Origin of the sequence: Amycolatopsis sp. NPDC049868, assembly GCF_044461365.1 — a bacterium.
Classification (GTDB): domain Bacteria; phylum Actinomycetota; class Actinomycetes; order Mycobacteriales; family Pseudonocardiaceae; genus Amycolatopsis.
In genome coordinates, this window is sequence record NZ_JBITKV010000003.1 from 604,531 (window position 1) to 626,410 (window position 21,880).

At 67.9% G+C, this 21,880-nt stretch carries 25 protein-coding genes and 2 tRNA genes; 12 read left to right on the forward strand and 15 right to left on the reverse strand.

From position 1 onward, the window contains the following. Nucleotides 1–160: 160 nt before the first annotated feature. On the forward strand, nucleotides 161–733 hold the full coding sequence (locus tag ACIBTM_RS16395; RefSeq protein ID WP_395877411.1) for a TetR/AcrR family transcriptional regulator: 573 nt from the start codon (nucleotides 161–163) through the stop codon (nucleotides 731–733). Next, nucleotides 730–2,130, forward strand: coding sequence for an MFS transporter (locus tag ACIBTM_RS16400; RefSeq protein ID WP_395877413.1), 1,401 nt, complete (start codon nucleotides 730–732; stop codon nucleotides 2,128–2,130). Before ACIBTM_RS16395 ends, ACIBTM_RS16400 begins: the two co-directional genes overlap by 4 nt. Here ACIBTM_RS16400 and ACIBTM_RS16405 read toward each other — a convergent pair. The 3 genes from ACIBTM_RS16405 to ACIBTM_RS16415 form a co-directional block, all read right to left on the reverse strand. Then, on the reverse strand, nucleotides 2,081–2,839 hold the full coding sequence (locus ACIBTM_RS16405) for a class I SAM-dependent DNA methyltransferase (protein WP_395877415.1): 759 nt from the start codon (nucleotides 2,837–2,839) through the stop codon (nucleotides 2,081–2,083). The genes ACIBTM_RS16400 and ACIBTM_RS16405 overlap by 50 nt on opposite strands. 60 nt (nucleotides 2,840–2,899) lie before the next feature. After that, nucleotides 2,900–3,271 carry a hypothetical protein gene (locus ACIBTM_RS16410; RefSeq protein WP_395877417.1) on the reverse strand — a complete coding sequence of 124 codons (372 nt, stop codon included), beginning with the start codon at nucleotides 3,269–3,271 and terminating at the stop codon, nucleotides 2,900–2,902. A 98-nt stretch (nucleotides 3,272–3,369) separates the two neighbouring features. Next, the gene (locus ACIBTM_RS16415) at nucleotides 3,370–3,939 is read right to left on the reverse strand and encodes a dihydrofolate reductase family protein (protein WP_395877419.1); all 570 of its coding nucleotides are present in this window, start codon (nucleotides 3,937–3,939) and stop codon (nucleotides 3,370–3,372) included. A gap of 40 nt (nucleotides 3,940–3,979) precedes the next feature. Between ACIBTM_RS16415 and ACIBTM_RS16420 the strand changes: the two genes are divergently transcribed. Then, nucleotides 3,980–4,495: a GNAT family N-acetyltransferase gene (locus ACIBTM_RS16420; RefSeq protein WP_395877422.1), complete on the forward strand. Its 516-nt coding sequence runs from the start codon at nucleotides 3,980–3,982 to the stop codon at nucleotides 4,493–4,495. Here ACIBTM_RS16420 and ACIBTM_RS16425 read toward each other — a convergent pair. The 3 genes from ACIBTM_RS16425 to ACIBTM_RS16435 are packed head-to-tail and all read right to left on the reverse strand — an operon-like array spanning nucleotide 4,480 to nucleotide 6,812. Beyond that, nucleotides 4,480–4,902: a PPOX class F420-dependent oxidoreductase gene (locus ACIBTM_RS16425; protein WP_395877424.1), complete on the reverse strand. Its 423-nt coding sequence runs from the start codon at nucleotides 4,900–4,902 to the stop codon at nucleotides 4,480–4,482. The two genes, ACIBTM_RS16420 and ACIBTM_RS16425, sit on opposite strands and share 16 nt — an antisense overlap. Before the next feature lie 17 nt (nucleotides 4,903–4,919). Continuing rightward, nucleotides 4,920–6,134: a DUF4241 domain-containing protein gene (locus ACIBTM_RS16430; protein WP_395877426.1), complete on the reverse strand. Its 1,215-nt coding sequence runs from the start codon at nucleotides 6,132–6,134 to the stop codon at nucleotides 4,920–4,922. A 39-nt stretch (nucleotides 6,135–6,173) separates the two neighbouring features. Further along, a complete protein-coding gene (locus ACIBTM_RS16435) occupies nucleotides 6,174–6,812 on the reverse strand; it encodes a TetR/AcrR family transcriptional regulator (RefSeq protein WP_395877428.1) in 639 nt (212 codons plus the stop codon). A 96-nt stretch (nucleotides 6,813–6,908) separates the two neighbouring features. Here ACIBTM_RS16435 and ACIBTM_RS16440 point away from each other — a divergent pair, with 96 nt between their 5' ends. Then, nucleotides 6,909–7,052, forward strand: a complete 144-nt coding sequence (locus tag ACIBTM_RS16440; protein ID WP_158633258.1) for a hypothetical protein — start codon at nucleotides 6,909–6,911, stop codon at nucleotides 7,050–7,052. 46 nt (nucleotides 7,053–7,098) lie between these two features. Beyond that, nucleotides 7,099–7,479 carry a VOC family protein gene (locus tag ACIBTM_RS16445; RefSeq protein ID WP_395877430.1) on the forward strand — a complete coding sequence of 127 codons (381 nt, stop codon included), beginning with the start codon at nucleotides 7,099–7,101 and terminating at the stop codon, nucleotides 7,477–7,479. A 77-nt stretch (nucleotides 7,480–7,556) separates the two neighbouring features. Here ACIBTM_RS16445 and ACIBTM_RS16450 read toward each other — a convergent pair whose 3' ends face one another. The 4 genes from ACIBTM_RS16450 to ACIBTM_RS16465 are packed head-to-tail and all read right to left on the reverse strand — an operon-like array spanning nucleotide 7,557 to nucleotide 10,063. Further along, on the reverse strand, nucleotides 7,557–7,946 hold the full coding sequence (locus ACIBTM_RS16450) for a VOC family protein (protein WP_395877432.1): 390 nt from the start codon (nucleotides 7,944–7,946) through the stop codon (nucleotides 7,557–7,559). Beyond that, the gene (locus ACIBTM_RS16455; RefSeq protein ID WP_395877434.1) at nucleotides 7,943–8,233 is read right to left on the reverse strand and encodes an ArsR/SmtB family transcription factor; all 291 of its coding nucleotides are present in this window, start codon (nucleotides 8,231–8,233) and stop codon (nucleotides 7,943–7,945) included. The genes ACIBTM_RS16450 and ACIBTM_RS16455 overlap by 4 nt, the downstream gene beginning before the upstream one ends. Before the next feature lie 43 nt (nucleotides 8,234–8,276). Beyond that, the gene (locus ACIBTM_RS16460) at nucleotides 8,277–8,921 is read right to left on the reverse strand and encodes a response regulator (RefSeq protein ID WP_395877437.1); all 645 of its coding nucleotides are present in this window, start codon (nucleotides 8,919–8,921) and stop codon (nucleotides 8,277–8,279) included. Continuing rightward, a complete protein-coding gene (locus tag ACIBTM_RS16465) occupies nucleotides 8,912–10,063 on the reverse strand; it encodes a histidine kinase (RefSeq protein WP_395877439.1) in 1,152 nt (383 codons plus the stop codon). Before ACIBTM_RS16465 ends, ACIBTM_RS16460 begins: the two co-directional genes overlap by 10 nt. A gap of 135 nt (nucleotides 10,064–10,198) precedes the next feature. Here ACIBTM_RS16465 and ACIBTM_RS16470 point away from each other — a divergent pair, with 135 nt between their 5' ends. Next, nucleotides 10,199–10,849, forward strand: coding sequence for a DedA family protein (locus tag ACIBTM_RS16470; RefSeq protein WP_395877441.1), 651 nt, complete (start codon nucleotides 10,199–10,201; stop codon nucleotides 10,847–10,849). Nucleotides 10,850–10,890: 41 nt separating this feature from the next. On the opposite strand, the gene ACIBTM_RS16475 is transcribed toward ACIBTM_RS16470, so the two are convergent. The 5 genes from ACIBTM_RS16475 to ACIBTM_RS16495 all read right to left on the reverse strand — a co-directional run bounded on the left by ACIBTM_RS16475 (nucleotide 10,891) and on the right by ACIBTM_RS16495 (nucleotide 17,467). Then, the gene (locus tag ACIBTM_RS16475) at nucleotides 10,891–12,051 is read right to left on the reverse strand and encodes an alkaline phosphatase PhoX (RefSeq protein WP_395877443.1); all 1,161 of its coding nucleotides are present in this window, start codon (nucleotides 12,049–12,051) and stop codon (nucleotides 10,891–10,893) included. Beyond that, complete coding sequence (locus tag ACIBTM_RS16480; RefSeq protein ID WP_395877445.1) at nucleotides 12,048–12,551, reverse strand: helix-turn-helix domain-containing protein; 504 nt, start codon at nucleotides 12,549–12,551, stop codon at nucleotides 12,048–12,050. Before ACIBTM_RS16480 ends, ACIBTM_RS16475 begins: the two co-directional genes overlap by 4 nt. A gap of 540 nt (nucleotides 12,552–13,091) precedes the next feature. Continuing rightward, a complete protein-coding gene (gene lon, locus ACIBTM_RS16485; protein ID WP_395877447.1) occupies nucleotides 13,092–15,494 on the reverse strand; it encodes an endopeptidase La in 2,403 nt (800 codons plus the stop codon). 166 nt (nucleotides 15,495–15,660) lie between these two features. Next, nucleotides 15,661–16,509, reverse strand: a complete 849-nt coding sequence (locus ACIBTM_RS16490; RefSeq protein WP_395877449.1) for an SAM-dependent methyltransferase — start codon at nucleotides 16,507–16,509, stop codon at nucleotides 15,661–15,663. Nucleotides 16,510–16,528: 19 nt separating this feature from the next. Further along, a complete protein-coding gene (locus ACIBTM_RS16495; RefSeq protein WP_395877451.1) occupies nucleotides 16,529–17,467 on the reverse strand; it encodes a GNAT family N-acetyltransferase in 939 nt (312 codons plus the stop codon). Between the two features lie 280 nt (nucleotides 17,468–17,747). Here ACIBTM_RS16495 and ACIBTM_RS16500 point away from each other — a divergent pair, with 280 nt between their 5' ends. The 6 genes from ACIBTM_RS16500 (at nucleotide 17,748) to ACIBTM_RS16525 (ending at nucleotide 21,786) form a co-directional block, all read left to right on the forward strand. Continuing rightward, nucleotides 17,748–20,363 carry a putative bifunctional diguanylate cyclase/phosphodiesterase gene (locus tag ACIBTM_RS16500; RefSeq protein ID WP_395877454.1) on the forward strand — a complete coding sequence of 872 codons (2,616 nt, stop codon included), beginning with the start codon at nucleotides 17,748–17,750 and terminating at the stop codon, nucleotides 20,361–20,363. A gap of 79 nt (nucleotides 20,364–20,442) precedes the next feature. Then, nucleotides 20,443–20,515 (forward strand) — tRNA-Thr (locus ACIBTM_RS16505). Nucleotides 20,516–20,564: 49 nt separating this feature from the next. Beyond that, nucleotides 20,565–20,637 (forward strand) — tRNA-Met (locus tag ACIBTM_RS16510). Between the two features lie 45 nt (nucleotides 20,638–20,682). Then, nucleotides 20,683–20,847, forward strand: a complete 165-nt coding sequence (gene rpmG / locus ACIBTM_RS16515; protein WP_005152047.1) for a 50S ribosomal protein L33 — start codon at nucleotides 20,683–20,685, stop codon at nucleotides 20,845–20,847. 88 nt (nucleotides 20,848–20,935) lie between these two features. Then, the gene (locus tag ACIBTM_RS16520; RefSeq protein ID WP_395877456.1) at nucleotides 20,936–21,385 is read left to right on the forward strand and encodes a MaoC family dehydratase N-terminal domain-containing protein; all 450 of its coding nucleotides are present in this window, start codon (nucleotides 20,936–20,938) and stop codon (nucleotides 21,383–21,385) included. Beyond that, complete coding sequence (locus tag ACIBTM_RS16525) at nucleotides 21,382–21,786, forward strand: MaoC family dehydratase (RefSeq protein WP_016331051.1); 405 nt, start codon at nucleotides 21,382–21,384, stop codon at nucleotides 21,784–21,786. Before ACIBTM_RS16520 ends, ACIBTM_RS16525 begins: the two co-directional genes overlap by 4 nt. The last annotated feature ends 94 nt before the right edge of the window (nucleotides 21,787–21,880 follow it).

The window sequence follows — 21,880 nt, forward strand, 5'->3', positions numbered from 1 at the left end:
TCACGAGGACCGGTGCACCGAAGGAAGTGGTGGCAACTTTTCGTGGTCAGTCGGTGACGACTGTGAACCGCCACGGACGAACCCGCAGGACCGCACCCGCCGCTTTGTTTGTTGCGCGACTCACCTTTAGTTAGTGGTTAGTAACTAGTAACTTGGGTGCATGGCTGGACGGATGAGCGGACCCGAACGACGTGCCCAGGTGCTGGCCATCGCCGCGAAGGAGTTCGCGGAACACGGGCTGCACGGGGCGTCGACGGAAGCGATCGCCAGGACGGCGGGGATCACGCAGGCGTACGTCTTCCGGATGTTCGGGACGAAGAAGGCCCTGTTCCTGGAGCTGGTCCAGGCCGCGTTCGAGCGGCTCAGCGACGCGATGCGGGACGCGGGTGACGGGAAGACCGGCCTGGACGCGCTCTCGGCGATGGGCGCGCAGTACTACGACCTGCTGGCCGACCGGACCGGGTTGTTGTTGCAGCTTCAGGGCTTCGCCGCGTGTGGCGACCCGGAGGTGCGGGACGTGGTGCGGTCGTGTTTCGCGCGGATGTGGGGCACGGCCGACGACGGCACCGGACTCGACCCGGTGACCGTGAAGACCTTCCTCGCCTTCGGGATGTTGCTGAACACCGGCGCCGCGATGGACGTCGAGCAGGTCGACGCAGCGTGGGCCGAGGGCGTCCGCACCCGGATCCGGCCGGGGCTGTTCACGCACATCACCACTGAGACGAACCGATGAGTGTCCTCGTCCGGCACGACGGACGGCTGAGCTCCGCGCTGGTGTGCACGGCGTTGGCGGGCGCGGTGATCGGCAGCGTCGGGGCGCCCTTGATCACCCCGGTCGCCACGGGTATGCACGTCTCGCTGGACGCCGCGCAGTGGACCTTGACGGTGACGCTGTTCAGCGGCGCGATCGCGGGCCCGGTGCTGGGCAGGCTCGGCAGCGGCCCGTACCGCCGCGCCACGATCCTGGTCACTCTGGCCCTGGTCGTGACAGGTGGGTTGCTGACGGTACTTCCGCTTCCGTACCCGGTGCTGTTGATCGGACGCGGCTTGCAAGGGCTCGGGGTCGCGGCCGGAGCGCTGTTGATGAGCGTCGCCCGCGCACACCTGCCGCCTGAGCGCGCGACATCGACGATCGCGGCCCTTTCGGTCGCGTCGACGGTCGGCATCGGCGTCGGCTACCCGGTGGTCAGCCTTCTCGACCAGCTCGCGGGACTACGTGTCGCCTACGGATTCGGCTTCCTCCTGTCCGTTGTCGCGCTGGTCATCGCCTGGCGGTTCCTGCCCGCCGAAGCGCCTGGCGAGTTTCCTCGGATCGATGTCCCCGGCACGCTCCTTCTCGCTCTCGGCACGCTCGGGATCCTCCTGGTCATAGCCGAGCCCTCGATATGGACGACCGCGTGGCTGGGCGCCGGTGCGCTCGCCGGTTCCGTCGCGGTCCTGGCCGGGTGGGCGTTCATCGAACTGCGCACGACGGCGCCGCTGGTGAACCTTCGGTTGCTCGGCCAAGGTGCCATCCTTCGCGCGAATCTGGCGATTCTCGTGGCCGGGGCGGGTTTGTACCTGCTGTTCAGCTTGTTCACCCGCTACGTGCAGACTCCTGCCGGTGCCCACTACGGCTTCGCGCTTCCCGGTGTCGCCGCGGGTGCGGCGCTGATCCCGTTCTCACTGCTCGGATTCATCGCGGGTAAAGCGATTCCGCGGCTCATCGCACGCCTGACCGAACGGTGGACGTACGCGTTCTCGGTCGCGATCGCCGTGGCGAGCGCACTGCTGTTCGCCGCCGGCAACCGGTCGTTCCTTCTCGTTCTCGTCGCGATCGCCCTGCTCGGTTTCGCCGTCGGAGGTGTCTTCGCGGTGATGCCCAAGCTCGTTCTGGCCGGTGTGCCACAAGGGGAAACGGCCAGCGTGCTCTCGATCAACCAGATCGCCCGCAGCATCGGGATGGCCGTGGGCAGCGCTCTCGCCGGCCTCCTGCTCGCCGCCGCCACCCCGGACGGCGCGTTGCTCCCCGCCCGGAACGGTTACCTCACGACGACGCTGTGGGCACTGCCCTTGCTCGCCGTCAGCGCGGCCATCATCGTCACGAATCGCGCTCCCAGACCGACACGTGTTTGGTGCTCTCGGCGGTGAATTCCGAACGGTCCCAGTCCGCCCAACGGTACTTCAGGCGCATGCCGGCGATGCGCGCCATGAGGTCCAGTTCGGCAGGCCAGACATAGCGGAAGGGGATGCGGCGGAACCGCCCCCGTCCATCCGGTGTCACGGTGACGTGGTTCGACGTGAACTCCTGCGTGACCACGTCGTACTGGTCGAAGCCGACATAGCTGGGCGCCATCGCGAACGGGACGATGTCCTGCCCCGGCGGCAGGCGGCGCAGCGCAGGCAGGCCCACCTCGACGAGGAACAGCCCACCGGGCCGCAAATGCGCGGCCGCGTTGCGGAAGACGTCGACCTGCCCGTCCTGGGTGGTCACGTTGCCGATCGTGTTGAACACCAGGAAGACCAACGAGAATTCGCCGTCCACCCGCGTTTTCGTCATGTCTCCGATCGTGACGCCGACCGCGTCGCCGCCCGGTTTGCCCGCGATCCGTGCCGCCATCGCCCGGCTCAGTTCGATGCCGCTCACCGGCACGCCACGCGCGGCCAGCGGGATCGCGATCCGTCCGGTCCCGGCGGCGAATTCGAGCACCGGACCGTCGGCCAGGTCTTCGAGGACGTCCACCGCGGGCGTCACCACTTCGGGCGCGTTCGCTCCGCCCGGCTCGTCGTAGCCCGCGGCCACGCTCTCGGGGAACCAGCCGTCCGAAGCGTCGTCGCCTGTGTCCGTCTCACCGATCACGGTCGCCGACGCTACGCCCGGGACCGTGCGCTTCTCATCCCGTTTTCCTCCGGCGGGCGTTCACCGGCCGCGGCCCCGCCTCTGCGGCCATGCGGGGCGCGTGTCCGGTTCGGCCAGGTCTTCGAGGTAGGTGAGCTCGCTGAAGTCTTCGTCCGTCGTCGGTGCTCTTCGCACGCGCCGGGGTTCGGCCGGCGGAGGCTCCGAGTCGAGCTCCGCGGCGACCTCGGCCAGCAGCGGCCAGAGCTTTTCCTGGGCTCTGGGCGCGAACAGCGCCTGTGCGAGCGGGTGCTCGCAGTTCCCGGTGGCGACCTCCTCCCAAGTGAACTTGCCTTCCCGGACGCAGGTCGCCGCCCGGGCCAGCCGCGGCGGGACCTCTGGTCGTTCCGACGCGCGGCGGAACACCTCGGCCGTGAACTTCGACGCGTCGGCCATGCGCGCCACCTCCGTCGTTCTCCCGTCGCCGAACCGGAGCACGACCCTACCGAGCGGCGGGTGAGCAGGGAATTCCCGCCGCACGACCCGGTGAAGCGTCAGTTCGACGCCGCGCGGTAGCGCAGGAGCACGATTCCCGAAGCGAACGTCCGCTCCTCCACCAGCCGAAGCTTCGGAACACCGGTGGCGCCTTCGAACAGTCGACGGCCCTCTCCGACCACGACGGGATAGACGAACAACCGGTACTCGTCGACGAGCCCCTCGGCGATGAGCGATCGCACCAGCGAGACGCTGCCGGTGGTCACGATGTCCTTGCCTTCGGCGGCCTTCAGCTTCTCGATCTCCGAGCGCAGCTCACCGGAGAGCACCGTGGTGTTCTCCCACCCCGGCTCCGTGAGCGTGCTCGAGACCACGTACTTGTTCACTGTGTCGAGGTAGTCCGAAATTCCTGTCGTGTCCTCGGTTTGCCGCGGCCAGTACCCGCGCATGTCCTCGAAGGTGACGCGCCCGAGCAGGAACGCGTCGGCGTTCTCACGTTGTTCCCGGAGCGTGTCCAGGACGTCCGATTGGTCCACGTCCGGATCGGTGTCGCCCGGGCTGAACCAGTCGCCCGCCAATTCGATCACACCGTCGATCGTGCAGTTCTCGGTGACGACCAGTTTCCGCATGGATCCGACGGTACCCCGGGCCACCGACAAGAATGGACCGATGACCGAGCCGCCCGCACACGGATCCATCGTCCTCCGCGAGTTCACCGAAGCCGATGTCCGGCTCGCCATCGAACTCGGCGAAGATCCCTACATCCCGCTCATCGGCAGCCTGCCCGCGCATCCGACCCCGCAGGAAGCCGAGGAATGGGTGCGACGGCAGCGAAGCCGCCGGGCAGAGGGGCGGGGCTTCCCCTTCGTGATCGTCGCGGACGGAATCGCCGTCGGCACGATCGGACTCTGGCTGCGAAAGCTGTCCGAAGGCATCGGGATCTTGGGCTATTCGATCTCGCCCGAGCGACGGCGACGCGGTTACGCGACCGACGCGCTCAAAGCGATCACCGAGTTCGCCTGGACCGTGCCCGGCGTCGACCGGATCGAGCTGTACATCGAGCCGTGGAACCGTGGATCCCTGCGCGCGGCCGAGAAAGCGGGCTACCGGCGCGAAGGCCTCCTGCCCGCTCATCAAGAGATCGGCGGCGTCCCGAAGGACATGCTCCTCTACGTGTCGCCGTGAACCGCTCGCCTCGACGGATACCACGCCTCGCCCGCGGGTTCGCCCGCCATGTTCCAGCTCCACGACACCTTCGGCGTCACGCGCGAGTAGATGCCCGGGCCGACGATTCCCACCCGTTCGACCGGGTCGGCGGCTTCGCCGTAGATCCGGACGCCGCGGGCGATGAACGGGTCGAGTGAGACGAGGTCGTCGACGATCAAGGCGACTTTGCGTTGTCCCGCTTGGATATTGCGGAACTTCCGGGTCGCGAGGACCGACTCGCCCGCACCGCCCACCCAGAAATGCGTTCCGTCGAACTCGAACGCCACCGGGACGACGTCGGGCTGTTCGCCGTCCTCCGACAGGGTCGCGAGGCGGGCCAACGGTTGCGAGCGCAGGTACGCGATCTCTTCTCCGGTGAAGGCCATGGCGTCATGATCCCAGCTCAGGCCGTGAGAATCCGGGCACGGTTCAGGATCAGCATGTCGGTGACGAAGCAGACCGGCGTGCCGTCGGCCGCCCGGCCGATCCAGGTCGGATAGCTGCCGTCACCCCAGCCGGTGGTGAACGCGATGATGTTGCCGTCGGCTCCGTGCGGGGTGACGTCGATATGCGGGTCGACCTCCTCGAACCTCTCCAGGAGTTCGTCGTCCATCTCCTCGGGAAGGGCGTCGGCGTCGGTGAAGCAGCCCGTGCCGCTGTCCACGCCGTAGCCGTAGAACTCCCCGTCACCGAGGAAAAGCGCGTTCTGCCCAGGCCAGAGTGCCGCTTCCCAAGTGGCGACGGGGACGTCGGCGACGACGAGTTTGGCGGCCACGACACGTTCGTGGGCAGGTTCGTCGACGAACCGGATCACCGAGACCGCTACCTGGTACTCGCCGGGAGGCACGGTGACCGTGAAGTGCGCCGCGTCCGAATCCAGGAAGGCCGGGTCCGCCGCGACGAGCCTGCCACTGGTCATGCGGAGTTTCCCGGCGTCCCGAAGCTCGATCTCGACGACGCCATGGCCGTCGCTCAGGGAAAAGCGCGTCCCCGCCGTGAACATTTCGTCGATTCCGAAGGGGCGCAAGGGAACGGAGGGCCGCCAAGGGCGTTCTTCGGCCGGCAGCGGTGGATCGGTGACCGGGGTGTCCGGCGTCCGGAGGGTCAGCTGCTTCGTATTCGTGAAAGGTTCCCAGTCGCCGAAGGCAGGCTTCGGCATCCTCAGCTCGGATACCGGCTTTCGCACGCGGCCGCTGCTGGAACCGCCGCCGTAGCCGCGAGGAGCCTTGTTCACCCAGCCGTCCCCGTCGGGGCCGAAGGACAGCTCGACACGGCCGGCGTTCCGCTCGTCGAATTCCTCCTGGTCATCGAAATGGTAGGTCCACTGATCGACCTTCACGAGGAACAGCTCGCCGTCTTCGAGCACGCGGAACTCGAACAACCCGCGGCGCCTGCCCAGCTCGTCGAAGTGCGCGGAACGGGCGAAGTGGTGCCTCCAGGCGATTTCGAGCAGTATTTGCGGTTCTTCGGTTCCGGGACGCACCAACGCGACGGCGTACTGCTCTCCGGCGGCGTCGCGTTCCCGCGCGATGCCGGGGGAGAACCTTCCGATCAGCGCGCGGGCGACCGGGTCCCAGCCTTCGCAGTAGACGACGTCGAGCACGGTCCCCTCAGACATGGAGCGAAACCTAGCGGTTACCCCCGACAAAACCCAGGGCTATTCACGGATCGCGTAGTCGCCGAAGGCGGGCTCCAGCAACTCGAAAGCCCGCTGGGTCGCCTTCGTCAGCGCTTCGGCGATCTCGTCGTTGCTCTCGCCGGCGTGTGAACGCCGGAGGACCTCGCGAAAGAGGACGCGGTCGATCGCGTTGAGTTCGGCGGCCGCCATGACCGGGGTGACGTCGTCCGCGCCGGCCCCGGTCTCGGTCGCGAGCAGTTCGGCGAGCGCCGCTTCGCGCAGTTCGTGCAGTTCACGCAGCCGTGCGGTCAGGGTCGGGCTCTCCAGCACCATTTTCGCGAAGACCGGCCCCGTGAAGCCGATCACGGGAGAGTGCTCCGCCACCGCGTCCAGGAAGGTGCGCCGTAGCGCGGCCAGCGCCGACTCACCCGGCTTCCGGTCGCGGACGGCGTTCGCCAGCCCGTTCGTGAACTCCTCGTGCTGGTCGAGCGCCAGGTCCTCTTTGCGTGCGAAGTAGTTGGTGACGGTCTTCTTCGCGACTCTCGCCGCGGCGGCGATCTCGGCGATCGTCGTCTCCTCGAAGCCCTTCTCGATGAAGAGAAGCGTCGCCTGGTCGGAGATCAGCTGCCGTGTCTCCTGCTTCTTGAGCTCCCGAAGGCCCACATCCGCGCTGGTCATGAGCGAAGTTTACCACCGTCGTAAAAATATCCTTGACTTCCGGTAGGTCGAATGTAAACTTACGTCCGTACTACCGACCGCGAGAGAAGAGGCTCCTTGACCGCTCGAATCCCCCAAGGCAACGAAGGCACCAACCGCGCCCAGGCCCGCCGGAACGACCGCCGTCATCAGCAGCCGTTCCCCGGCCGCTCGATGCCGGTGCGCCGCTCGATCGGCGTCCCGCGCCGCCGGTCGTACTGACCGCTCAGCTCATCCGAAACTCAACGCCGACCGAAGGGGATAGCCCATGAACGTCCTTGCCTCCACCATCTCGTTGACCGTCGACGACGTCGCCGCCTCCAGCCGGTTCTTCACCGGCCACTTCGGCTTCACCGAGCAGATGGCCGCGGAGGGATTCGTGTCCCTCGGGCACGAAACCGCGAAGGTGAACATCGTCCTGCTGCAGGCTGGGATCGAGGTGTTGCCGGAGAACCTGCGGCAACAGCGCGCGTCCGGCGTGATCGTGGCCTTCACGGTCGAGAACCTCGAGGCCGAGGAGAAGCGCCTGCGCGACGAAGGCGTCGAGATCACGTTGCCGTTGCGGGAAGAGCCGTGGGGAGAGCGTCTCTTCATGGTCACCGACCCGAACGGTGTGCCCGTGGAACTCGTGGAGTGGGTGCAGCAGTAGGGAAGCGCAGTATCTCTCAGTGAAGCAGAGCGGGGCTTGGTCCACAGTGGACCAAGCCCCGCTCTGCATCGCCGGGTCTACTTCATCGTGGCGAGCTGGATCAGGTTGCCGCAGGTGTCGTCGAGGACCGCGGTGACCACGGGTCCCATGTCGACGGCGTCCTGGGTGAACTCGACGCCGAGCCCCTTGAGGCGCTCGACCTCGGCGTACACGTCGTCGACGGCGAATTGGGTGAACGGGATGCCGTCGCTCGCCAGCGCCTTCTTGAACGGCTTCGCCGCGGGGTGACCGTCCGGTTCCAGCAACAGCTCGATGCCGTCAGGGGCGGCTGGGGACACCACGGTGAGCCAGCGGGCGTCCCCTGTGGGCACGTCGTGTTTCTTGATGAAGCCCAGTTTTTCGGTGTAGAAGGCGAGAGCCTTGGCCTGGTCGTCGACGAAGACGCTGGTGATGTTGATCCGGATCACGGGTTCGGTTCCTCTCGGTCGATGGGCCACCGCTCGACGATCGACCGCAGCGGGCTCGTGTCGATGTGATGGAACTTGTAGCGGCCCTGTCGCCGGGTGCGCACCAGGCCCGCTTGTTCGAGCATCGCGAGATGCTGCGAGATGGCCTGCCGTGACGAGGTCAAGCCATGCTTCATGGTCAGCCTGCCGCAGATCTCGAACAGGGTCTGACCGTCCTTTTCGGTCAGCTCGTCCAGGATGATGCGCCGCGTCGCGTCGCCGATCGCCTTGAACAGGTCGCCGCCCACGACTCCGTTATAGGCAAGCCGTCACTTGCCTGTCAGCCCGGGGTCAGGACCCGAGGTAGCGCAGGATGGCCAGGACACGACGGCTGTAGCCGGCGGTGCTGGCCAGCTGGAGCTTGTCGAAGAGGGCGTTCACGTGCTTCTCGACAGCGCTCAGCGAGATGAACAACGACTCGGCGATCCCGGAGTTCGTGTGGCCCTGCGCCATTTTCTCCAGCACTTCACGTTCGCGGACGGTCAGCTTCGCGAGCGGATCGGTATGCGTGGTCCGCGCGAGCAACCGTCGCACCACCTCCGGATCGAACGCCGCCCCGCCCGCGGCGACCCGGTCGAGCGCGTCCAGGAATTCGCCCACTTGAGCGACCCTGTCCTTCAGGAGATAGCCGACGCGTTCGCCATCGCCGGTGATCAGCTCGGCGGCGTAGCGCTTCTCGACGTACTGCGAGAGCACCAGTACCCCGATCTCCGGCCAGCGTTTCCGGATCTCGAGCGCCGCGCGAAGACCCTCGTCGGTGTGGGTCGGCGGCATCCGGACGTCCGTGACGATCACGTCCGGCCGATGGGCGGCCGTCGCCGAGAGGAGCGCGTCACCGTCGCCGACCGACGCCACGACCTCGTGTCCTTCTTCGACCAGCAGCCGGACCAGGCCCTCGCGCAGGAGGGTCGAGTCCTCCGCGAGAATCACTCGCACGGCAGCACCGCGGTCACCACGGTCGGGCCGCCGGGCGGACTGTCCACGGTGAAGTGCCCGTCCGCCGCCGCGACGCGCATCGCGAGGCCGGAAAGCCCGCCGCCCGACTCCCGCGCCCCGCCTGTGCCGTCATCGGTGATCCGCACCCGCACCTTGCTCCCGTCCCGCTCCGCCTCGATGTCGATCCGCGTCGCCGCGGCGTGTTTGATCGTATTGGTGACCGCCTCGGACGCGACGAAGTAGACGACGGTCTCGATGGCCGCCGGTGGTCGTTCCGGCAGGCCGACCCGCAGGTTGACCGGCACGCCCGAGCGTTCCGCGAGCGCCTCCAGCGCGGGGTGCAGCCCGTCCGAGTCCAGTGCGATCGGATACACCCGCCACGAGACCTCGCGGAGGTCTTCGAGGGCGCGCTGCGATTCCTCGTGTGCTTGCCGGAGCAGTTCCGACGCGTGCTCCGGGTCGGTCGCGCGACGCGCCCGGCCGAGCAGCATCCCGAGCGCGACGAGCCGCTGTTGGACGCCGTCGTGCAGGTCACGTTCGATCCGGCGGCGCTCACCGTTGACCGCCTCGACCACTTCCGCCCGGCTGGTCGTGAGTTCGGAAAGCCGCCGGCGCAACCGTTCGCTTTTGCTGGGACCGAAAAAGCGCTTCGCCAGCCTGGCGTCCAGCGTCGCGACTCCGATAAGCCCTTGCAAGGAAAGAAAAACAAGGAGCGCGCCGAAGAGGGCGGTGGTGACCGGGTCGTACCAGTCCGCCGGTGCACCTCCGCCGGGCGACTGACCTTCGACGAGCTGAGCGGCGATGATCACCGCGGATACGGCGCCCAGCAGGATCAGGATGAAGATCGCGGCGCAGAGCAGCCCGATGACGGACCGCGGGACGAGATAGGCCATCGCGCGGCGATCGGTGTAGTTCGTGGCGTTCTCTTCGCCGAAGTACTTCTCCAGCCGTCGCCGTTCCACTTCGGACAGTACGCGCGCGCCGGCGAAGACCGGCTGCCGCAGCGCGGGAACCGTGAGCGCGAGCGTGCCGAAGAGCACGTAGAAGGCCTCCGCGGCAGCGGTCATGGCGCCGATCGCCAGGCCGAGTGTGCCGCGGAGTGCTTTGCGCAGATAGCGGCGCATCGCTGCCGGAACAGGCATAACCCCAGGTTAGCCGGGTAGCCGGAGATCGGTACTGCGGTTTACCGCAGTGATTTGTGCCGCTTCACCACAGTGTGCGGAACCCGGGCGATTCGTACGTTCGTTGACATCCGCAGACGACCACGAAAGGCCGCCATGAACATCCTCCTCGCCCAAACCGCCAGTGAACCGATGGGAGGACTCGCCGGCTGGGCGGTGTCGCTGATGGACGCGCTGGGCGGTCCGGGGGCGGCGATCATCGTCGGCCTGGACAACCTGTTCCCGCCGATCCCCAGCGAACTGGTGCTCCCGCTCGCCGGCTTCTCCGCCAGTCAGGGCACGTTCACACTGGTCGAGGCGCTGGTGTGGACGACGTTCGGCTCGGTCGCGGGCGCGATCATCGTCTACTACCTCGGCCTGCTGCTGGGCCGCGACCGCACCCGCCGCTGGATGGCGAAGATCCCGCTGGTCAAGGCCTCCGACTTCGACAAGACCGAAGCCTGGTTCCAGAAACACGGCACCAAGGCGGTGTTCTTCGGCAGGATGGTGCCGATCTTCCGCAGTCTCATCTCCCTGCCCGCCGGAATCGAACGCATGCCGTTCTGGCGGTTCCTGGCCCTGACCACGCTGGGCAGCCTGATCTGGAACACGGTGTTCGTCCTGGCGGGCTACGGCCTCGGGGAGAGCTGGCATCTGGTCGAGGAATACGCCGGGTTCTTCCAGTACTTCGTGATCGCCGCCGTCGCCGTCGCCCTGACCCTCTTCGTGGTGAGCCGTCTCCGTGAGAAGTCCCGCATCGACGCCTGAGCCGTGCGGGGCGCCTGGATCGGGCGCCCCGCACGCCGGTCTCAGGACCGGAAGGGGCCGGTCACCTCGTAGGTGATCCCGCCTGAAGACGAACCGGAGGTGCCGCGTTGCGACGAGAAGTACAGCCGGTTCCCCGCCGGGGTGAACGCGGGGCCGCAGATCTCCGACGAGCTCTGGCCGTTGATCCGCAGGAAGGGGGCCACGATGTCGTTCGGGGTGATGATGCAGATCTCCATGTTGCCGCCGTCTTCGGCGACGTACAGGTCGCCCGACGACGTCCCGGTGACGTTGTCGACGCCGGTCAGCGGGGCCGAGCCGGGGCTGACCAGCGAGTCGTCATAGGCCAGCTCGTAGGTGCTGTTCGTCAGGTTGAGCTGCCAGACGCGGTTGTCGCCCTTGGTGGTGAACCACGCGGTGTCGTTGGCGTAGTGCAGTCCCTCGCCGCCGTTGAACCGCTTCGCGCCGGACACCTGGTTGCGGGTGGCGGTGGGAGAGCCGTCGGGGTCGGGGACGTTCGCCCAGGTGAAGCTGCCCGAGGTCGCCGTGCCCGCCTTGAGCACCTGCAACGTCCCGGCGGAGAGGTTGCCCCAGGTCGTCGGGACGAAGCGGTAGAAGCAGCCGTCGGAGGTGTCCTCGGTCAGGTAGACGACCTTGCGCACCGGGTCGGCCGCGGCCGCCTCGTGCTTGAACTTCCCCATCGCGGGCCGCTGGACGGCGGCCGTGGCAGGCCCGTTCGGCTGGCACTCGTAGACGAACCCGAGGTCGGTCTCCTCACAGGAAAGCCAGGTGTTCCAAGGAGTTTTGCCGCCCGCACAGTTCTGGCGCGTGTTCGCCAGGATGCGGTGGGCGCCGGTGATGTTCCCGCTCGCGTCGAATTTGACCGCGCTCGCGCCGCCGCCGGGGGTGATCTCCGAATTCGACACGTAGATCCAGCCGCTGCCGTCGGCGAACACCGCGCCGCCGTCCGGGGCGCTGTGCCAGGTGTACCCGGTGCTCGCGACCTTCTGGCCGGACCTCGCGATGACGCGGCTGGTGAATCCCGCCGGCAGCTGGATCCCGTTCGCGTCGGCCGCCTGAAGTGCGCCGTACGGGCTGGGTCCGTTCTGGGCGGGCGCGGCGAGAGCCGCTCCCGAGAGCCTGTTTCCGAACGCCGTGACACCGGCGCCGACCACGGCCGCGCGCAGGAAATTCCGTCGCTTCACTCGTGCCTCCGAGACATCCGCTGATGTGGTGGTGCGGGATGGAGCGCGTCGGAGAGTACGGGCGGAACGGGACATCCAGGTGAATTCGCGGCGTATTCACCGCGAGAAGGGAACTTTCGTAGGGAACCTTCGTGCAGCACTATTTCTTTCGCTTTGCGAAGGCCCGCTGCTTCGGCGCCGCCGCTCTGTGCGGCGATTTCCAGCGCGACAAGTATCCGGTCGAGCGGCGCGCATCCGCCATTGCGGTGGTGGCGACGTCCGATCAGGTGACGCCAGTCGGCGAGATACTCGTCGACCCCGAGCTCGTCGGGCACCGTCCGGAGCAGGGCGCGCAACAGGATTCGCATCTGGTTTTCGTTGCCGGGCAAGGTGTTCCGGGCCAACAGGTCGGCCAAGGTACTGCGGGACCATCCGGTCGCGGCGGCCAGTGCGCGGATGCTGAGGCCGCTTCGGTCGCGGAGTTCGCGCAGGCGCGCCATGTACTCCGATTCCGTGTTCATCGGGATGCCTTGGGCGTGTCTCTCAAACCGGAGCTTGACTGGTTGGTGAGGGCACGCGCGCGCGTTTCTTTCCGGCCGGAGGCCTCGGGTTTGCGGAGGCGGGCCGCTGACACGGCTGAGTGAGTGACCAGCTGATGCCGCGGCCCGGCTGCGGAAACCCGAAAGCGCGCTTTAAGAGACGCAGCCCCGGCAGGTGCCGGGTGGCGGAGAACGGCGCCGAACAGGGCGATGGCGATCCCCGCGGCGATCGAGGCGCTGGTGCCGGCGAAGGTCAGCGCCGCGGTGAATCCGGTGAGAATGCTCAGACAGACGATCTGACCGGCCGAAACGCACCTGCGCCTCGGCCACAACGGGGAAAGAATTCCTTGACTCATGACCTTGCCCTCTCAAGGATCACGCACCCCGACTGGGTGGCACGCAACACACGTTATCAAAACGTGATAGGGAGTTTAAGGTCAGTCCACGTCCGGATTCGTCCGGATCTCGGAAAGCCGAAAGTCCCGGACCCGCGAGGGGATCCGGGGCTTCGGCCTCGCGCCGTTACGCCGCTTGGGCGACCGGAGCCGTCGCCGGGGCCAGCGCGATGTCCAGCACGTCACGGACGTTCGCCACGGCGTGGACGTCCAGCTGCGCCAGCACTTCGGCCGGGACGTCGTCCAGATCGGGCTCGTTGCGCTGCGGGATGATCACCGTCTTCATCCCGGCCCGGTGCGCGGCCAGCAGCTTCTGCTTGACCCCGCCGATCGGCAGCACGCGCCCGGTCAGCGACACCTCACCGGTCATCGCGACGTCCGATTTCACGACCCGGCCCGAAAGCAGGGACGCCAGCGCGGTCGTCATCGTGATGCCGGCGCTCGGCCCGTCCTTGGGCACCGCGCCCGCGGGGACGTGCACGTGGATGCCGCGCTCCTTCAGATCACCGACCGGGAGTTCCAGCTCCGCGCCGTGCGAACGCAGGTACGACAACGCGATCTGCACCGACTCCTTCATCACTTCGCCCAGCTGGCCGGTCAGCTGAAGCCCGGTGGAGCCGGACTCCGGATCCGCCAGCGACGCCTCGATGTAGAGGACGTCACCGCCGGCGCCGGTCACCGCCAGCCCGGTGGCCACGCCCGGGGTCGCCGTGCGCTGCGTCGACGCGGGCAGCGAGGACTCCGGCAGGTGCCGCGGGCGGCCGAGGTAGGTCTCCAGCCCGTCCGCGTCGATCGTCAGCGGCAGCTCGACCTCGTCCAGCGCGACCTTGGTCGCCACCTTCCGCAGCACCTTCGCGATGGTCCGGTTCGCGTTGCGCACCCCGGCCTCCCGCGTGTACTCGGCGGCGATGCGGCTGAACGCGCCGTCGGTCAGCGTGACGTCGTCCTTGCCGAGACCGGCGCGATCCAGCTCGCGGGGGAGCAGGTGATCGCGGGCGATGGTGACCTTCTCGTGCTCGGTGTAGCCGTCGAGGGTGACCAGCTCCATCCGGTCCAGCAGGGGGCCGGGGATGGTCTCGAGCGCGTTCGCCGTCGCGAGGAACACGACGTCGGACAGGTCCAGCTCGACCTCGAGGTAGTGGTCACGGAACGTGTGGTTCTGCTCCGGGTCCAGCACCTCCAGCAGCGCGGCCGTCGGGTCGCCTCGGTAGTCGGCGCCGACCTTGTCGATCTCGTCGAGCAGCACGACCGGGTTCATCGAACCCGCTTCCTTGATGGCGCGGACGATCCGGCCGGGCAGCGCGCCGACGTAGGTGCGGCGGTGACCGCGGATCTCGGCCTCGTCACGGATGCCGCCGAGCGCGACGCGGACGAACTTGCGGCCCATCGCCTTCGCCACGGACTCGCCGAGCGACGTCTTGCCGACCCCGGGAGGACCGGCGAGCGCGAGCACGGCGCCCGAACGGCGTCCGCCGACCGGGCCGAGCCCGGACTCCGCGCGACGTTTGCGCACGGCCAGGTACTCGATGATGCGTTCCTTCACGTCGTCGAGACCGGCGTGGTCGGCGTCGAGGATGTCGCGTGCGGCGGCGATGTCGTGAACGTCGGTGGTGCGCTCGTTCCACGGCAGTTCGAGGACCGTGTCCAGCCACGTGCGGATCCAGCCGCCCTCGGGGGACTGGTCGGAGGTGCGCTCCAGTTTGTCCACTTCGGACAGTGCGGCCTTCTTGACCGCGTCCGGCAGCTCGGCGGCCTCGACGCGGGCGCGGTAGTCGTCGTCGTTGGCCGTGCCGTCGAGCTCGCCCAGCTCCTTCCGGATCGCTTCGAGCTGGCGGCGCAGCAGGAACTCCTTCTGCTGCTTCTCCATACCCTCCTGGACGTCCTTGCGGATGGTGTCGGTGACCTCGAGTTCGGCCAACTGCTCGCGGCTCCATTCGAGGGCCTTTTCCAGCCGTGCCGAAACATCGAGCGCGGTGAGCAGTTCGAGCTTCTGCTCGGTGTTCAGGTACGACGAGTTGCCCGCGAGGTCGGCGAGCGCGGACGGGTCCTCGACCTCCTGGACCGCGTCAATCATCTGCCAGCCGCCTCGCTGCTGGAGGATCGCGAGGACGACGCTCTTGTACTCGGACGCGAGCTTCGCGGAGTTGTCGTCGGTGGTCTCGGTCGCGACCTCGGCGTGGACCCAGCGGGCGGCGCCGGGGCCGTCGGCGATGCGGCCGACGAGGGCACGGCGGGTGCCGCGCAGCAGCACGGCGGTCTTGCCGCCGGGCACGCGCCCGATGCGCTCGACGGTCGCGATGGTGCCGAGTTCGGCGTATTCGCCGTGGACGCGGGGGACGATCAGCACCTCGGCCTTGGTGGCGGCGCTGGACCGGATCCCCGGGAAGGAAGCCTGGGCAGGCGTGTTGGCCTGGGCGGACTCCACCGCGGCGCGCGTCTCCGTGTCGGCGAGGTCGAGCGGGACGATCATGCCCGGCAGCACGACGTCGTCATCGAGCGGGAGGACGGGCAGGAGGCGGTTGTCGGTCATCTGTGCACTCCTCGGTTAGTTGAGTCTGCCTAGCTCAACTCTCCGATCGACCCGTTTGTTTCCTCTCTGCGTTCGCCGTCAGCGATCACCCTGACCTCCGACCTCTGCCCGGTGCGCGTCGCCTTTAGCCCGCTAAAGGCGACGCGCACCGGCGAGAGGTCGGAGGTCAGGGGTGGACCGAGACGCCGCACCAGGCGAACGGGCGCGCGCCTTCCTCGTCCCGCCGCAGCTCCCGCACGGGCCGCCAGTCGGGCAGGTGGACGACGCCGGGTTCCAGCAGCGGCCAGTCCCCGAAGAGCGGCTCGATCTCTTCGCGGTCCCGCATCCACACCGGATTGCTCGTCTTCCGGTACTGCTCGACCATCCAGCGCAGCCCGTCGGCGTCCTCACCGGTCTGGCCGCCGAAGCTCATATGCGACAGCCCCAGCCAGCTGCCCGGCGCGAGCGCGTTCCGGTACGTCGCGACCAGCGCGGGCGGATCGTCGTGCGGACCGGCGAAATGCAGGACGGCCATCATCATCAGGCATACCGGCTGGTCGAAATCGATCAGCCGCCGCGTCTCCGGATGCCGCAGGATGTCCTTCGGCCGCCGCATGTCCGCCTGGACGATCCCCGCCCAGCCGGTCGCCTCGTGGCGTTCGAGGATCAGCTCCGCGTGTGCCACCGCCACCGGCTCGTAGTCGACGTACACGACCTTCGCCGTATCGCCCGGCTCCAGTTCTTCTTGCACGATCTCGTGCACGTTCCCGGCTGTCGGGACACCGGAACCCAGATCGATGAACTGCCGGATCCCGGCGGCCAGCGCCGCGCGCACGACACGGTTCATGAACTCGCGGTTGTGCCGCGCGCCCGGTTTGACCCAGCGCCACTGCTTTTCCAGCGCGCGGGCGAACTCGCGGTCGACCGCCCAGTTGTGGGTCCCGCCGAGGAACCAGTCGTAGATCCTCGCCGCGGACGGCTTCTCGGTGTCGACCCCGGTCGGTGCCACCGGGGCCGCGTCATCGTCCCTCGTCACGAAAACGAGCCTATCCGGATCACGGGACCGCCGGTCGCCGCTGCCAGTACGTCCAGAGCGGCCGATAGCCCTGCGCGTACCAGAACGGAGTCGAGCGTGGATTGGCCAGCGCGTGGTGCAACAGCACGGCGTCGGTGCCGCATTCGTCGAAGACCTGGTGCGCGTGCGCGGCGAGCGCCGTCCCCACCCCGCTCGAACGAGCCTGCTCCGCCACCGCCAGTGACGAGAGGTAGCCGACCTTCTCGGCCGCGACCCGGCCGCGGATCCACCCCGTGTCGTCGGGGAACTGCACCCGCACCATGCCCAGCGGACGTCCGTACAGCTCGGCGATCCACAACGTCGGATTTTCCCGGCCCAGCTGTTTCGACAGATCCGCCGTGATCGTTTCCTCCGCGCCCTCGCGCAAAGTGACAGAACCGAACTGCGCGTCATAGCGCTGCAATTCCAGTTCGAGTCCGACGGCGGTTTCGAGATCATCCGCTTCGGCGGGCCGGATGTGCACGCCGGGAGTGGCGGGTGGCCCGGTCACGGCGAGCCGGTCGGCCGGACGGACCGCGATCACCAGCACCGGCGCGAAGCCGCGGCGCAGCAATTCGGCCGAGCCGGGGGAGTCCCGGCTCGGCCGCACCACGGTCGCCGCCGTCTCCACATCCCCAGGTGGAGCCACGGTCTTCAGATGTTCATCCCATCGGGTGAGTAATGCGTCGAGGGCGGCTTCGGGGCGGGGACCGGTGAGGCGGGCTTCGAGGCGATGTTCGACGAGAGCCCGCCACGGAGAGTCAACAGAATCGGGACCCTCCTCAGTCCGTACCGACAATCCGGCGGCGGCCGAGTCGCCTGCCGTCGCGGAGAGTGACACGGAGCCCTCGACAGGCTCCAGTGCAGGCATTTCTGGGAGCAGGGCGTCCACGGTGGCGAGCCGCTCGGCGTGCCCGGCGGCGATGGCGTGGCTATTCATAGGGCTATTCAAGCCCCTACTGGCGGGTCCGCAGGGAACTTCACGAGATTGGCCGGAGCGTGGCGCCAGGTGACTTCCGGTAGTCGGAAGGAACGCGAATAACGCTCCCATTTCACCCCTTGGTCCACGCAGGTCAGCGCGACGCGCCCATTGTTAACCCTGGGGTGATCTCATACTGTCTCGAATGGGACTTGGGTACGCCCTCCGGGGTACTGTATTGCCCTCGTCTCCGAGGTCGCGGTAGGACAAGACCGGTTGGGCAGCCGGGAAGGAAGGTCGGATGCCGGACACGAACGGCAGGCCCGGGAGCGCCGCACAGGCGACAGCGGGCAAGGGAGGCGCCGTTACGGAGGCTCGTACCGACGAGCGACGGTTCCGCGTCTACACCTTCGCGGTACTCACCATGGGCATCGCCGCCGCGGCCGCGGTCAGCCTCTGGCTGGACTTCGAGGCCTCGGACGATCTGCTGTGGATCGGGCCGATCCTCGCGCTCGCGTTCCTGCTCGCCGAACAGCTCGGCATCAACGTCGACGTCCGCAGCGGCATCTCGTGGACGATCTCGTTCACCGAGATCCCGCTGGTCATCGGATTCTTCGTCGCTCCCTTCGAAGTCGTGCTCGCCGCGCATCTCGCGGCGGGGATCGGAACATTGCTGGCCCGCAAGGTCGCGGGCCGCGTGCTCTACAACGCCGGCGCGTTCCTGCTGGAGATCACCGGCGCGTTCGCCGTGGCAGGACTGGTGAAACAGGCCTCCGGCGCGCACGACATGACCTGGATCGCCGCGCTGGCCGGGACTTTGACCGCGCCGCTGGTCAGCACGCTGCTCGCGCTCGCCGCCGTCCGCGTGCTGCGCCGCCGCATGCGGGTCAGCACCGCGATCCGGCTGACCGGCCGCATCCTCGTCGTCGGCTTCGTCAACGCTTCGGTCGGTCTTTCCGGTTATTTGGTCATTTCCGGGACACCGAAGGCCTGGCCGCTCGTGCTGGCCGTCTTCCTCGGGCTCACCGCGCTGTACTGGGCGTACTCGGACCTGCTGCGCGAACAGCGCGACATGGAAGCGCTGTCCGACGTCAGCCTGATGGTCGCGCGTTCCGGTCAACAGGCCGCCGCGCGGCCCGCCGGGCGCACGGACGAACTCGTCGGCGGCGTCGATGTCCGCGAGTGGGCGACCATCGCCGAACGCATCAAGGACCAGCTCGCCGCCGGCCGCGTCGTGCTGAGGCTTCGACTGGAGCCGAAGGACACCATGAGGATGGTCGTCGCGGGCGACGAACTGCCGCCCGTCGACCCGGCCGCCGACGATCCGCTGCTGCGCCTGCCCGGCGCGCACGTCCGTCACTTCCGGATCACCGAAGCCAATCCCGACGTCCGCTCCGCGCTGCTCGACCGCGGCGCGCAGGAGGCGCTGGTCGTCCCGCTGCGCAGCGCGAACCAGCTCCTCGGCGTCGTCGAAGCGCACGACAGGCTGAGCCGCTGGCGTGGATTCGGCAAGTACGACGTCCAGCTGCTCGGCACGATGGCCAGCCACCTCGCGACGTCGCTGGACAACCGGCGCCTGCTCGCGACCCTGCGCCACGACGCGTACCACGACCCGCTGACCGGCCTGCTCAACCGGCCCGGCTTCCGCCAGGTCGCCAAGGAACCGTTGCGGGAACAGGTCGACGCGGTCGTGCTGCGGGTCGATCTGGACGTCTTCTCCACCGTGAGCGACGCCCTCGGTTACGTCTGGGCCGACCGGATGGTCATCGCCGCGGGCCGCCGGATCCGCGACGCGCTCGGCCCCGACGTCCCGCTCGCCAGGCTCGAAGGCGCGTCCTTCGCGGCGCTCCTCGTCGGCTGCGCGCCGGAACGCGCCCAGGCCGCGGCGGAACTGCTCCGCGCGGAACTCGTCGCCCCGTACCCGGTGGACCGGCTCTCCGTCGAAGCCAACGCGATGATCGGCTACGCCACCTCGTCGGCGGAAGACGACGACCAGGTCGACGTCGACGGGCTCCTGCAGCGCGCCGACGTCGCCGTCCGCGCCACCAAGGGCGGCGAAGAGGTCCGCGGCTACATGGCCAGCATGGGCCAGATCTTCATGCGCCGGTTCCAGATGGTCACGCAGTTCCGGCAGTCGCTCGAAGAAGGCCAGCTGAGCGTCCACTACCAGCCGAAGATCACCTTGCCGAACCGGCAGATCCAGGGCGTCGAGGCGCTCGTGCGCTGGGTGCATCCGGAGTTCGGCAGGCTCGGCCCGGACGAGTTCGTCCCGGCGATCGAAGCCGCCGGTCTCATCGGCGTCCTGACGTCGTTCGTGCTCGAAGAGTCGTTGAAGCGCGTGCGCAAGTGGCTCGACGAGGGCCTGCGCATCTCCGCCGCGGTGAACCTGTCGGTCCGGAACCTGGCCGACGAGGACTTCCCGACGAAGGTCGCGCGCGAACTCGACCGCTTCGGGATCCCGCCGGAACTGCTCACCTTCGAGCTGACCGAGTCCGGTGTGATGTCCGACCCGCAGAAGGCGCTGCCGATCCTGCGGGAGCTGCACTCGCTGGGCATCGTGCTCGCCGTCGACGACTTCGGCACCGGGTACTCGTCGCTCGCGTACCTGCGGCAGCTCCCGGTCGACCAGGTCAAGATCGACAAGAGCTTCGTCCTCGGCATGGGCACCGACCTCGGCGACCTCGCGGTCGTGCGCTCCATCGTCGAGCTGGGCCACTCGCTCGGCCTCACGGTCGTGGCGGAGGGTGTCGAGGAGGACGTCGCGCGGGATCAGCTCGAAGCGATGGGTTGTGACGTGGCGCAGGGCTATCTCATCTCGCGGCCGCTGCCGGAGGATCGCCTGGAGGCGTGGCTGCAGGCCCGCACGGCGCGTTCGCCCGGACGCCACTCCGAGACCGTCCTTACCCTGCTGACCTGAGGTTTTGCGGTAACGTACCCCCCTGTTTCAGGTCACTGGGAGGACTTGCTAATCTTTCCAAGTCCTCGCGAGAGGCCAGGCCCCTTTAGCTCAGTCGGCAGAGCGTTTCCATGGTAAGGAAAAGGTCTACGGTTCGATTCCGTAAAGGGGCTCAGAACCTCAGCCGCGTCACGCAAGCGTGTCGCGGCCAGGTTCATGTAAGGCGGTGTAGCTCAGCTGGCAGAGCAAGCGGCTCATAATCGCTGTGTCGCCGGTTCAAGTCCGGCCACCGCTACGCGGTAATCCTGGGTATCCCAGGCCTAGTAGAGAAGGAAATGCTGTGGCTGCCACTGACGTGCGACCGAAGATCACGCTCGCGTGTGAGGAGTGCAAGCACCGCAACTACATCACCAAGAAGAACCGGCGCAACAACCCGGATCGCCTGGAGATGAAGAAGTTCTGCCCGAACTGCGGTACGCACCGGACTCACAAAGAGACCCGCTGAGCGTCTAGCGGTTCTACCTGTCTTACCCGAAGCCGCCCTGGTCACCAGGGCGGCTTCGGGTATTTTTCGGGTTCGGTAGCCTGCTCGGGTGGCCTTGGACCAGTCGTTCACCGGGCGGGTGTACCCGCCGACCAGTACCTATGAAGTGAGTCGCGAGAAGATCCGGGAGTTCGCCGACGCGCTCGGCGACGCGAACCCGCTCTACCGCGACCCCGAAGCGGCGAAGGCGGCAGGCTACCCCGACGTCATCGCGCCGCCGACGTTCCTGACGATCATCAACCTCGCCTCGATCAACGCGATCGTGTCGGACCCCGAGCTGGGTCTCGACTATTCGCGGATGGTCCACGGCGATCAGCGGTTCACCTACGCGCGGCCGGTGCACGCGGGCGACGTCCTGTCGCTCACCACGCATATCGACAACATCATGGCCCGCGCCGGGAACGACTTCATCAACCTGCGCGCCGAGATCTCCGGCGCCGACGGCGGCCTGATCGCCACCACGAACGCCCAGCTCGTGGTCCGAGGGGAGGACGCGTGAGCACGTTCACCGTCGGGGAAGAACTGACGCCGCTGACCATCGACGTCACCCGTGACCAGCTGGTGCGCTACGCCGGCGCGTCGCTGGACTTCAACCCCATCCACTGGAACGAGGCCTTCGCCAAGGAGGTCGGCCTTCCCGACGTCATCGCGCACGGCATGCTGACCATGGCGCTCGGGGCGCGGCTCGTCACCGACTGGCTCGGCGACCCCGGCCGCCTCGTCGACTACTTCGCGCGCTTCACGCGCCCGGTGGTCGTGCCGAACGAGGGCGCGGCGACGATCGAGTTCACCGGGAAGGTCGCCGTGGTCAACGACGACGGCACCGCTCGCGTCGACATCACCGCCAAGTTCGAGGGCAAGGCCGTCCTCGGCAAGGCGCAGGCGGTCGTCCGCAACTGACGCCAGGGGGAGCAAGGGACCTTTGCTACCACTCGCTTAGCATGCCTAAGTAAGTGGTAGCAAAGGTCCCTTGCTCTCTTTTTCCAGGTCAGGG